12 protein-coding genes are annotated in these 12,751 nt (G+C 39.8%); 5 read left to right on the forward strand and 7 right to left on the reverse strand.

Going from position 1 to position 12,751, the window contains the following annotated elements:
• Nucleotides 1-85 precede the first annotated feature (85 nt).
• From niaP to ACYU0V_RS17360, 4 genes are all read right to left on the reverse strand, one after another.
• Complete coding sequence (gene niaP, locus ACYU0V_RS17345) at nt 86-1,405, reverse strand: niacin transporter NiaP (RefSeq protein WP_086265373.1); 1,320 nt, start codon at nt 1,403-1,405, stop codon at nt 86-88.
• A gap of 82 nt (nt 1,406-1,487) precedes the next feature.
• Nucleotides 1,488-2,132: a trimeric intracellular cation channel family protein gene (locus ACYU0V_RS17350; RefSeq protein WP_016144082.1), complete on the reverse strand. Its 645-nt coding sequence runs from the start codon at nt 2,130-2,132 to the stop codon at nt 1,488-1,490.
• 45 nt (nt 2,133-2,177) lie between these two features.
• A complete protein-coding gene (locus tag ACYU0V_RS17355) occupies nt 2,178-2,645 on the reverse strand; it encodes a YchJ family protein (protein WP_087090465.1) in 468 nt (155 codons plus the stop codon).
• Between the two features lie 73 nt (nt 2,646-2,718).
• Complete coding sequence (locus ACYU0V_RS17360) at nt 2,719-4,308, reverse strand: TerC family protein (protein WP_086265375.1); 1,590 nt, start codon at nt 4,306-4,308, stop codon at nt 2,719-2,721.
• A gap of 326 nt (nt 4,309-4,634) precedes the next feature.
• Between ACYU0V_RS17360 and ACYU0V_RS17365 the strand changes: the two genes are divergently transcribed.
• From ACYU0V_RS17365 to dinB, 4 genes are all read left to right on the forward strand, one after another.
• Nucleotides 4,635-5,258, forward strand: a complete 624-nt coding sequence (locus ACYU0V_RS17365) for an LOG family protein (RefSeq protein ID WP_032012517.1) — start codon at nt 4,635-4,637, stop codon at nt 5,256-5,258.
• 170 nt (nt 5,259-5,428) lie between these two features.
• Nucleotides 5,429-6,820: a multidrug transporter subunit MdtD gene (gene mdtD, locus ACYU0V_RS17370; protein ID WP_133482122.1), complete on the forward strand. Its 1,392-nt coding sequence runs from the start codon at nt 5,429-5,431 to the stop codon at nt 6,818-6,820.
• 76 nt (nt 6,821-6,896) lie between these two features.
• Complete coding sequence (locus ACYU0V_RS17375) at nt 6,897-7,655, forward strand: glycoside hydrolase family 25 protein (RefSeq protein ID WP_461848415.1); 759 nt, start codon at nt 6,897-6,899, stop codon at nt 7,653-7,655.
• Between the two features lies 1 nt (nt 7,656).
• On the forward strand, nt 7,657-8,712 hold the full coding sequence (dinB, locus tag ACYU0V_RS17380) for a DNA polymerase IV (RefSeq protein WP_017400142.1): 1,056 nt from the start codon (nt 7,657-7,659) through the stop codon (nt 8,710-8,712).
• A 4-nt stretch (nt 8,713-8,716) separates the two neighbouring features.
• Here dinB and ACYU0V_RS17385 read toward each other — a convergent pair whose 3' ends face one another.
• Nucleotides 8,717-8,833 (reverse strand): hypothetical protein, encoded by a 117-nt coding sequence (locus tag ACYU0V_RS17385; protein WP_002121660.1) that lies wholly within the window; start codon nt 8,831-8,833, stop codon nt 8,717-8,719.
• A gap of 193 nt (nt 8,834-9,026) precedes the next feature.
• Here ACYU0V_RS17385 and ACYU0V_RS17390 point away from each other — a divergent pair, with 193 nt between their 5' ends.
• Entirely contained in the window at nt 9,027-9,380 is a 354-nt protein-coding gene (locus ACYU0V_RS17390) for a RidA family protein (RefSeq protein ID WP_002121652.1), read from the forward strand.
• Nucleotides 9,381-9,527: 147 nt separating this feature from the next.
• Here ACYU0V_RS17390 and ACYU0V_RS17395 read toward each other — a convergent pair whose 3' ends face one another.
• Together ACYU0V_RS17395 and ACYU0V_RS17400 are read right to left on the reverse strand one after the other, a co-directional pair.
• The gene (locus tag ACYU0V_RS17395; RefSeq protein WP_017385843.1) at nt 9,528-10,028 is read right to left on the reverse strand and encodes a DUF2726 domain-containing protein; all 501 of its coding nucleotides are present in this window, start codon (nt 10,026-10,028) and stop codon (nt 9,528-9,530) included.
• A gap of 313 nt (nt 10,029-10,341) precedes the next feature.
• Entirely contained in the window at nt 10,342-12,720 is a 2,379-nt protein-coding gene (locus ACYU0V_RS17400) for a YgiQ family radical SAM protein (protein WP_461848418.1), read from the reverse strand.
• Between the last annotated feature and the right edge of the window lie 31 nt (nt 12,721-12,751).

Genomic DNA, 12,751 nt, shown 5'->3' on the forward strand with positions numbered 1-12,751 from the left:
GACACAAGAGGGACTCTGTCACCTGAGCGTCAAATTATGTCTCATCTCTCTATATTTTTAGTTACTTGCTATAAAGTTAGGCAAACTAGAGGCCTATCGACTCTAGTCTTTTACCTTGGGTTTCTTCACCTAATATTAAAATTACAGCTGCAACCAAAAGTAAAACAATAGTAAACATCATAAAAACATGGCTAAACCCATTTTTGGAAACCATCATATGAGTGACGACTATCGGTGCTAAAATTCCACCTAAACGCCCCATTGCCGATGCCCAGCCTGAACCAAAAGCCCGAATGTTGGCTGGATATTGCTCTGGTGTATAGGTATATAACACGCCCCATGCACCCAAATTAAAGAATGACATGAGACAGCCCCAAAACATAATGCTATTTACACTATCGGCTTGTCCAAAGAAATATGCAGACAAGGCACAAAAACCGATAAACGCAGCGAGCGTAATTTTTCTACCTAAACGCTCTACAAACCATGCTGCTGCTAAGTAACCCGGTAGCTGAGCCAAAATCATAAGCAATACATATTCAAATGATTTGACAATATCATAGCCCTGTTTCACTAATAAACTTGGTAGCCATGTAAAGATGCCATAGTAGGAATACACAATTCCAAACCAGATCAGCCAAAGCATTAAGCTTCTACGAGCAAATTGACCACTCCAAAGTTGTTTAAAAGAGACTTTTTGTCGCATGGCTACAGGCACGACTTCAATGTGGTGAACAATTTGAACGCCTGCTTGAGCTTCTAATTTTTGAACTAAGACGTGTGCTTCTTCAACACGTCCACGGTTAATCAGGTAAGGTATCGATTCAGGGAGTTTTTTCCAAATTACTAAAATATAAATCAGTGGGAGGCCACCCATAAGAAAGGCAATATGCCAACCAAATTTAGGAATAATAAAATAAGAAATGAGTGCAGCAACTAACCAGCCCAACCCCCAAAAACTTTCGAGTAGTACGATAAAACGGCCACGTACATGTGCAGGTATATATTCACTCACTAATGTCACTGCAACGGGTAACTGTCCACCAAGTCCAAGACCAACAATAAAACGGAAAATTAATAACCACTTTAAGTCTGGAGCAAAAGCACATAAGGCAGTCGCAATGCTATAGATCGCCATGGTAACAGCAAATATTGTCTTACGGCCAAAGCGATCTGCTAAAGCCCCTGAGCAAACAGCCCCAATAGCCATTCCTACAAAACCAATACTCACAATCCAACCGCTTTCGGCTGGTGTTAATGCCCAGTCTTTAACAAGCGTTGTCATGATAAAAGCAATGATACCGGTATCCATCGCATCAAACATCCAACCTAAACCAACCACCCACAATAGTGTGTAGTGGAATTTGCCAATTGGAAGATTTTGTATACGTGAAACCAGATCCATAGGAAAAACTCTACTGGAAAAAATAAGTGAGCAAGACAATATATTTTATTGTTATAGCATGCTCACATCGAATTCTGCATGATTAATGTTCGTCGGTTGAAGAAGCCGATTCTGCATCATCATCTTTATAAATAAATTTAGGCATTTCTAAGCCAAAATAGATTGCAATCAGACGTAAGGTAAAACCAAAAACCAAGGTTGAAATGACAGTTAGCTCTAAACTTAATCCTAAATCCTGACAAACCCAGTAACAGATGACTGCCACAAAAGAGATACTCGCATAGAGTTCACGGCGGAAAACGAACGGGACATCGTTACATAAAATATCACGTAAAATACCGCCAGATACTCCAGTCAACACCCCAGCTACTGCTGATACGACAAAACCATGTCCCATTTGTAGGGCGATCTGGCAACCAATAATTGTAAAACCAATCAAGCCTAAAGCATCAAGTACTAAAAAGATGTTATGTAGATGACGCATCCATTTGGCAATAATAATCGTGACAAATGCAGCACAGCAGGTCAGAACCAAATATTCTGGATGTTTTACCCAAGTTAAAGGATAGTGACCAAGCAATACATCTCGCACAGAACCACCACCTAAAGCAGTTACACAGGCAATCAGTACGACACCGAACCAGTCCATACTCCGTCGACCAGCAGATAATGCACCTGTCATGGCTTCCGCAGTAATCGCAATAATATAAATAACGGTGAGTAACATCGCCCTTTCCCTCAGGCCAAACAGTGGGCGTATTTTAAGATAAACTTAGAGAAATTGTGCACAGCATTGCTTAAATTTTTTTCCTGAACCACATATACAGGGTTGTTTCATCGTGATCTTCATATCAACCGTTGGGTCGAGGAAAAACCATTTTTGCTGGTGATACACAAAATGTGAAACCTCATGATGAATTTGGGCTTTTTGTCCATCATGATAATGAGCCTTGAACTCAACCTGTGCATGGGTTTTATCTAATTTTTCGTTGGCGTTAACCACCTCTAAACCCAACCATTGATTTTGTTTGCTCCACTCTGCGATAGCATCTTTATCAAGTGCTGTTTGCTGCCCTAAAGCAGTCGTTTGCACAATATAATCAATTTGCTGTAATGCGAAAGCGCTATAACGTGAACGCATCAGCTGCTCTGCCGTTAGTGCTTTGGCTGTGCCTAAATGTAAAGGCTCACAACATTGTGTATAGCTGCCTTTTCCACATGGACAAGTTTGTTGGGTCATTTGGTATTTCTCAAATAAAAAAAATAGCTCAGAGTTGAGCTATTTTATGATGTTTCTAGACTTAAAACGTCATTTAATCTTTTGATTCATCTTGTTCGATAGAAACAATATGAACTTTCTCAATTTTATGACCTTCCATTGTAATCACTTCAAAGCGATAACCATCCGCCTCAACAGCTTCACCATTTTCCGGTAAACGGCCTAAATGGAACAACAAATAGCCAGACAAAGTTGAATACTGTTCACTTTCGTCAACGAGATCACGACCTAATAAAAGTGATACGTGGCGAATGTCAGTCGAACCTTCAAGCATTAATGAACCGTCTGCCAAGCTTTCAGCAGCAGCGTCTAACTCATCTTCATCAGGGAATTCACCAGCAATTGCTTCTAAAATATCAATTGGTGTTGCGATACCTTCGATGGAACCATATTCATTTAATACGATCGCCATTTGTAAAGGTGCTTGACGCAATTGCTCCATCACCATAAGCACTTGAGCATTTTCATGCACAATCACAGGTTCACGTAGATGCTTTTGGAAATCAATTACCCCTGTTTCAATAAAGTTGTTTAAAACTTTATGCGTAAGCGCAATACCCTCAATATTATCAAGTTCACCGCGTGCAACGATCAAACGAGAATGTGTCATCGACATTAAACGTTCTTTTAAAACTTCAGGCTCATCGTCTAAGTCAATCCACTCAAGTTCAGGGCGTGGAGTCATAACAGACTTTACAGGGCGCTCTGATAAACCAAGCACACCTTGTACAAGCACACTGTGATAAGCGCCATTTTCTTCGTCAAAAACCTCATCTGCAAAAGCTTGCGTCGCCAATACATCTTCTTTATCAGAAGATTGAGTATCTGAAGAACCACTATTTTTGCTGCCTAACATACGTAAAACCGCAGAGGCAGTGCGATAACGCAAGTCTGTGGTTGTAACTAGCTTTTCCTGATTGCGGCGCATGCTCTGATTGATAACTTCCACCAAAACTGAGAAGCCAATTGCAGCATATAAGTAACCCTTCGGAATATGGAAACCAAAGCCTTCCACCACCAAAGAGAAACCGATCATCATCAAGAAGCCAAGACATAGAATGACAACTGTTGGATGTTTATTGACAAAGTCCATGAGGGGTTTGGATGCCCACAACATGATACCGACCGCAATAACAACCGCAACCATCATCACTGACAGCTCTTTCACCATACCAACAGCTGTAATCACACTGTCTAATGAGAATACGGCATCCAGTACAACAATCTGGACAATAACCATCCAGAACGCTGCATGAACAGGATTATCTTCTTTATGGAGTTGTTTTCCTTCCATTCGTTCATGCAATTCCATGGTGCCTTTAAATAATAAGAACACACCACCGAACAACAAGATCAAATCACGACCAGAAAATGGATGATCAAAAATATGGAAGAGTGGCTCAGTCAGTGTCACGACCCAAGCAATTGAGGCTAAGAGTACAAGACGCATTCCTAACGCGAGCACCAAACCGATTATACGGGCTTTAGCTCGTTGCTCTGGCGGTAATTTCTCAGCCAAAATCGCAATAAAAACGAGGTTATCGATCCCCAATACAATTTCAAGAACGATTAAAGTTGCTAAACCCACCCACGCAGAGGGATCAGACATCCATTCAAAGATCATCGATCCTGCTCCTGTGTTGTTTGAATTTTATCTTTATTTGGCAACACAACAGGCGCGCCTTCACAAAGTGAGGAAAATGTTTTTTTAAGACAAGAAATTAAAACGGAGCGACTACAACCACTACCCATATTTGTTCATATGTTGTTAAACGAATTTTTAGTATAGGCAAGATTTAACATAAATTCATCATTTTTATTTGTTCATGATTAGCATTCACCAAACCCATACAAAACATGACTCTTTCTTATAAATCTGCTTATAAAGTTGTCATATCTTTTGCTTAGTGTAGACAAGAAATATGAACGTGATAAGGTGAAAATAAAGCAATGAATAGCGTATTAACAATGGCAGTAAATGATTCACCAATAACAGCTGTAAAAACAAAACAACCTCTTATTGCATTATATTGTGGTTCACGTGCAGGAAATAATCCAATTTACCGAGAAAAAGCAATTGAACTTGCTCATGGAATTGCTGACCAAGGTTTTGGTTTAGTCTACGGCGGTGCCAGTATCGGCTTAATGGGACAAGTCGCAGATAGCGTTCTCGCAAACGGCGGAGAGGCTGTCGGTGTAATCCCTGAATTTATGCTTGATTATGAAGTCGCACATGCAGGTCTAACTGAATTACATGTGGTCGAAACTATGCACGAACGTAAAGCCATGATGGCAGAACGCGCGAGTGCATTCATTGCATTACCAGGTGGTTTAGGGACATTTGAAGAAATATTGGAAATTGCTACTTGGGGCCAACTCAACCAACACCAAAAGCCCATGATTTTATATAACGTAAATGGTTTTTATAATGCATTAATTGCCCAATTGGACCATGCAGTTCAAGAAGGTTTCCTTCCCCTTCAGCACCGAGCTAAATTAATTGTCTGTGATGATGTTGACCAAATTTATAACGTCATTAAAAACTTAAAAATGCCAAAAAGATTTGTTGTCTAGTTGTCCACCTACTCTATTTAAAAAGCGGTTCTGCCGCTTTTTTTATTTTAACTATTTTCACCTCTGCCTTCAAAAGAACTTAGATTTAGTAAAGGGGTATTCAACATTGGCTTACTTCTTTTAAATTCAATTTGTTTTACACTAGACCAAAACGTTAATTTTCAAATGTTATGAATGCCACGCCGACTCACCAAGCCTTGCAACCCGAATATCGCTTACTGGTTCTTTTGGTTTCTATTGGCTTTTTTATGCAGGCCTTGGACACAACCATTGTAAATACTGCTATTCCTGCGATGGCTCATCATCTAAATGAAGATCCTTTACGCATGCATAGTGTAGTGGTGGCCTATGTATTATCGGTTGCTGCCTGCATTCCTCTAAGTGGATGGTTAGCAGACCGCTTTGGTGTTAGAAATATTTTCTTGTCGGCAATCGTAATCTTTACTCTGGCTTCTTTAGGTTGTGGTCTTTCTCAGAGTCTCAATCAGCTGTTATTTTTCCGAGTCATCCAAGGCATAGGCGGCGCCTTATTACTCCCTGTTGGCCGGCTATCACTTTTAAAAATTATTCCTCGAACTCAGTTCTTAGCTGCGATGAGCTTAATGAGCCTTGCGGGTTTACTCGGGCCGTTGGCGGGGCCAACTTTGGGCGGATGGTTAGTTGAAGTTGCAACTTGGCATTGGATTTTTCTCATTAATATTCCTATGGGCATACTTGGCATATTAATGACATTGAAAGTCATGCCAAATGTAAAAGAACCCTCAGTCAAAACATTTGATTTGGGTGGCTTCATCTTGTTAGTTGTAGCCATGATCGGATGGTCTTTAGGGATCGAACATCTAGCCTCACCTGAATATTCAAAATGGTTTAGTATTTCATTATTAGTCGTCGGAATAATAGCAACGCTTTGGTATGCCTATCATTCACATACTCATCAAAATGCATTATTTCGTAGCCGACTCTTTAGAAACAAAATTTATGCGATTGGTATTTTAGGTAATTTCTTTGCTCGCTTTGGTGGGAATGCGTTACCTTTTGTTTTACCACTCATGCTACAAGTTGCTTTTGGTTTTGAACCCTTTATTGCTGGTTTAATGATGATTCCATTGGTCTTGGGCTCATTATTTTCAAAGCCAATTGTCAGACCTATTATTCAAAAAATTGGCTACCGACGTTTTTTACTTATTAACACAACATTAGTTGGGCTGTGTATTGCCTCTTTTGCAATCATGACCGTCGATACCCCAACTTGGTTTAGAGCCTTACACTTTTTCTTGTTTGGCACATTAAATTCACTGCAATTTGTTGGCATGAATACATTAACCTTGAAAGACTTGCCTCAACAAGATGCAAGTAGCGGTAATAGTTTCTTGTCGATGATCATGATGCTATCAATGAGTATTGGTGTAGCACTAGCAGGTACCCTCATTAATATCTTTACTCAATATTATGGTGCAGACCACGTGACAACAGCGTTTCATGTCACTCTCATTTGTCTCGGTTGTATCAATGTCATTACTGCTTTTATTTTCTGGCAAATTCCAAAGGATACGTCTGTATAAGCGGTTGCATTTTTAGCATAGTTTCTCGCTCGCGAATCACGCTATGATGTCGACTTCAAATTTTAACGAGTTTTGAATGAGCAAACTGGCTAAAACTTTTTTCACATCACGGCACAATACCCTAATCGGAATTGGCTTAGCTTGTGTTATGGGAGTCTTAGCTTATTTTGGTCTGTTCTATCAACAAAAAGCCGTTGCGCAGGATTATCCGGTGCAAGGGTTCGATGTTTCTCATCATCAAGGTGATGTTAACTGGAAAAAAATATCACCGGAAAAATTCCAATTCGTCTATTTAAAAGCGACCGAAGGTGGTGATTACAAAGATTCAAAATTTCAGGAAAATTGGCTCAAGGCACGTGAACATGGGTTTCATGTAGGTGCTTATCACTTTTATCGTCTATGCCGTGATGGTAAAACGCAAGCTAATAACTTTATTGCGACTGTACCCAACAAAGCCGATGCCCTTCCTCCTGTTATCGATCTAGAATATGACGGTAACTGTATTAATGCGCACACCAAAGAACAATTACTTAAAGAAATAGGCATCATGCATGACCGCTTAAAACAGCACTATGGCAAACAGCCTATCTTTTATATTTCCAAAACTTTTTACCATATTGTATTAATAGGAAGTTTCCCTAATACACCACTTTGGGTCAGAGATTACGAAGGAAAACCTGAGCTGAAAGACAAAAGAAAATGGCTCTTTTGGCAGCATAGTAATCAGGGTAAAATTGAAGGAATCACAAAGTCTGTAGATCTCAATGTTTATGAGGGTTCAGTCAAAGAGTGGCATCAATTTTTACAGCAGCAAGGCATCGTGAAAGCACAATAATATGCGCAAAATCATTCATATCGATATGGATGCCTTTTATGCATCGGTCGAATTGCGAGAGCGTCCTGATCTAAAGCATCTTCCTGTCGTTATATCTTCGCATCATCCGCGCGCTGTAATTGCTGCGGCCTCCTACCCTGCCCGTGAATTTGGTTTGCGTTCTGCTATGTCGATGAGTCAGGCAAGAAAATTATGTCCTCAAGTTGTCATTATTGAACCAAATTTTGAAAAATACCGTACGGTCTCTGCTCAAATTCACTCGATCTTTCAGCAATATACGCTACTTATTGAGCCTTTATCTTTAGATGAAGCTTATTTGGATGTCACTGAAAATCTAAAACAGATTGCGAGTGCAACTGAAGTTGCTATGCACATTCGAGAAGATATTTTTAGATTAACTGGGCTTACTGCATCGGCTGGTGTAGCACCAAATAAGTTTTTGGCAAAAATTGCTTCGGATTGGAACAAACCTAATGGTTTATGTGTAATCAAACCTTCGCAAGTTGCTACTTTTATTCAAGACCTTCCACTTAAAAAGATTCCTGGTGTGGGCAAAGTCACCCAGGAAAAATTGCAGCAGCTTCAGCTACATACGCTGGGTGATTTACAGAAAATTGAAGAAGCTGTTTTGGTTCACCACTTTGGTAAATATGGACAACAACTCTATCTATATGCTCAGGGCATTGACCATAGACCCGTTCAAGCTGAAAGAGCTCGCCAACAAATTTCGAAAGAAACAACTTTTGATAGTGATTTTACTTTGGCTCAATGTCAGCCCTATTGGCATGGATTAGCTGAAAAAGTGTGGCAAACACTAGAGAAAAAACAGCTCAATGCACGTGGTGTCAATATTAAGCTTAAACTTAAGAATTTTCAGACTTTACAACATAGTAAAAGCTTTAAAAGACCGATCCAGTCGCTACAGGACTTAATCCAAGTTTTATTTTTATTATTAAATGAAATGCAGATTCCCGAACATTTCCAGTTTCGCCTGATTGGTATAGGCGTTTATCAATTACAGACCCAAGCGGATGACTTCCAGCTTAACCTCTGGTAATTGACTACTTTTCACTCAAAAGAGCAACTTTTAAACAAAATAGACTCCCTTTTACTGAAACTTTAGAGTAACCTAATCCACGCATATTCATTACCCATGTATTTGCAACATGCCAAAGCAACCTTTACTTTCGGCATATCGTCCTGTGATTGGCGTGACGACCAAATCCGAATATTGCAGGGCTCTTCTGATACATGGCTTAGATATCTCTTCCTCACAATAATCTACTGAAATTCTTTTCTACTTGCTTGCACCGACCTAGCAACTCTTCATAAAATCAAAACTATTAAATAAAGCCACCTTAGAGCATTTTTATGACGGTAAAGCGTTTACATGTTACTTCACGCTATTGCGAAGTTGCGATTTCAGGTAATTTAGTACACCTAGCTGGGCAACTCGCCGATGATACAAGTGCAGATGTCACAGGGCAGACTCAACAAACTTTAGATAATATTGATCGTCTATTAGCAGAAGCTGGAACAGATAAAACCCATATCCTTTCTGTCATGATTTTCCTAAAAGATATTGAAAAAGATTATGCAGCTATGAATGCGGTTTGGGATGCATGGATTAGCGAAGGGAACCCACCAGCACGCACATGCGTAGAATCAAAACTCTATGCGCCAGATGTACTTGTAGAAATGACGGTTGTTGCGGTACTTCCATAATTTTTATAATTATAAATCCACGTAAAATTGAGCAATATCTTAGGTGATATTGCTCAATTTTTTAGTAATTTTAAAATTTTGAATTTCAGCATTTTATTTAAATCTTCTTAAATGAGCTCTCAGATCAATTCTGTTAATGTCGAATTTTTAAGGCTTCACAAAAGCGTTTGACATTCTTTCTAGCTGGGGTGTCGCATGCAAAGTTGCTAATTCTGATTCAGGACTCAATAAGTCTCTTCTTAAGTCATGATAATCAGGCACACTGCTATAATGAAGAACACGATAGCCAGCCAATTGTAATAGGCGACGTTCATATTGTTGATGCGCTCGGCGTAAACCATTTTCCCCTAGAACAACGACTACAACTACCTGATAATTTTGATCAAGCACAACAAAATCAGCTGACATATTTTGATATTTACGACGTGTATGCGCGTATTTTGTAGTTAAAAGTGCATCAAAAGATACATGCGCTAATACGGTAAATTTGGGCAAAACAGTTTGTAGTCTGGTTAAGGTCATTTGCTCATGGCTAGTTAACACTGCACGGCGCTTTAAAGCACTATCATGTTGATGCCTTCGTGACAGACTTTTCACTGCCATAACAACAACCAGAAATAATAATAAGATCGTGATTAAATAGTACATGGGTCCATCCTTTAAGTTTTTTATAATGATTTTGCTAGATCACGCTTTGTTTTAATTGATAACGACACAGCCGTTTTTTAAAAGGTTCACTTAGTAATTTCACTTGTAGTTATCAAGCTTGGCTTAAATTTAGCCATCCTCACATTATTTATAATCATAGAATCAATAACAATCAAGTGCAGCTCGTCAGATTTTGGCTATTTATCATTATTCGTTACGTTTTTTGTACTTTAAATCCTCAAAAATCTCATTATACGATTTAAATAGAGTTATAAAAAACAAAACAGGCTCTATTTAAGAGCCTGTTTTATCATTATCCACGAACTTTAGATTTAGGTTTACTTTTCCCACTAAACGGTCTTTTTTCTCCTGTTTCACGAGGAGGCAAACCATTATGTTGCGTTAGAACCTGTCCTTTTTGTGGACGCTTCTGATTCGAATGATTATTCGTTTGCTGATTATTTCGTTTAACCGAATCCCCTGCTGTAGACGAATTTTTCTTACGAGCAGACTTATATTCCCCTTCTGTGCCTTTTGGCTGATAAGTCGGAATTAAATGCTGCTTCGAATTACCAATTAAATCTGCACGCCCCATCTCTTTTAAGGCCTCACGAAGTAATGGCCAGTTGTTTGGATCATGATAACGCAAGAATGCTTTATGCAGACGACGGCGTTTTTCACCTTTTACAATATCAACTTTTTCAGTATAGCGAGCGACTTTAGCAAGCGGGTTTTTACCCGAATAATACATGGTTGTTGCCGTTGCCATTGGTGATGGATAGAAAGTCTGTACCTGATCGGCACGGAAACCATTCTTTTTCAACCAAATTGCAAGATGCATCATGTCATAATCTGAAGTACCCGGATGCGCAGCAATAAAGTAAGGAATTAAATATTGTTCTTTTCCAGCTTCTTTACTGAAACGGTCAAACATTTGCTTGAAACGATCATACGTACCAATACCCGGTTTCATCATCTTAGATAACGGGCCTTGTTCGGTATGTTCAGGAGCAATTTTTAAATAACCACCAACATGGTGTTGTACCAGCTCTTTGACATATTCAGGGTTGAGTACCGCAAGGTCATAGCGCAGTCCAGAACCAATTAGAATCTTCTTCACACCTTTAATAGCGCGCGCTTTACGATAAAGCTGCACTAAAGGCGCGTGATCGGTATGTAAGTTTTGACAAACACCCGGATAAACACAAGAAGGTTTACGGCAGTTCTTCTCAATTTCTGGATCTTTACAGTGCAAACGGTACATGTTTGCTGTTGGACCACCTAAGTCTGAAATAATGCCGGTAAAGTTTGGTGCTGTATCACGGATTTTTTCAATCTCACGTAAGATCGAATCTTCCGAACGGTTTTGAATAATACGCCCTTCATGTTCTGTAATTGAACAGAATGTACAACCACCAAAACAGCCACGCATAATGTTGACCGAGAATTTGATCATATCAAATGCAGGGAAACGTGCATCACCATAAGTAGGATGTGGCAAACGTGCATATGGAAGATCAAACACATAGTCCATTTCTTCTGTAGTTAAAGGAATTGGAGGTGGGTTAATCCACACATCACGTTCACCATGGCGTTGAACGAGTGCACGAGCATTACCAGGGTTGGTTTCAAGGTGCAAAATACGGTTTGCATGCGCATAAAGCACTTGATCATTTGCCACTTCTTCAAAAGAAGGCAAACGAATAACCGCCAACTCTCGTGGTGGCAATTTGTGTTTAATTGCTTTTGACGGTGCTGGCTTTAATTGAACGATTTGAGTGTCGTCATCAAGTTTGTCGCCTTCACGCACAATCGGATTTGCAACAATCTCTTTTTGGAAATTTTGATACTGAGCTAAAGAGTTACCCTTTTCTTTTTCAACCTCACAGCCATCAATATCTTCTGTCATGACATATGGGTTAATAATTGGATCAACACGCCCAACCGTATCTACATCATTACTCGCAACTTCAATAAACTTTGCTTTTGATGCTTTGTTATGTTTATTAATAATAAATGCCGTACCACGAACATCAGTAATCTCGTGGATTTTTTCACCTTTAGCTAAACGGTGCATCACATCAATAATGGCACGCTCACCATTACCATACATGAGCAAATCGGCTTTTGAGTCCATCAAAATCGAACGACGGACTTTATCTGACCAATAATCGTAGTGTGCGATACGGCGTAAACTGCCTTCAATACCACCCAATAACACAGGTACATCAGGGAATGCTTCTCGACAACGTTGGCAATAAACTGTTGCTGCGCGGTCAGGACGTTTATTCGGTTCATTGTTTGGAGAATATGCATCATCCGAACGGATTTTACGATCTGCCGTATAACGGTTAATCATCGAATCCATATTACCTGCGGTTACACCCCAAGCAATCGTTGGCTTACCTAAAACGCGGAAGCTTTCAACATTGGTCCAGTCTGGCTGCGCAATAATTCCGACACGGAAACCTTGTGCCTCAAGCACACGTCCAATCACACCCGATACAAATGATGGATGGTCAATATAAGCATCACCACAGACTAAAATAAAGTCACAAGCATCCCAGCCGAGTTGGTCCATTTCTTCTCGTGACATCGGCAAAAATGGCGCTGGTTCAAAACACGACGCCCAATATTTGTCGTAATCAAACAACGCTTTTGGCGCAGTTTGCATGGTGTAGGCAGTAGACATGGCTTGCGAATCTCGGCTAGCAGATGAAGGA

Source organism: Acinetobacter sp. X9 (genome assembly GCF_054889255.1).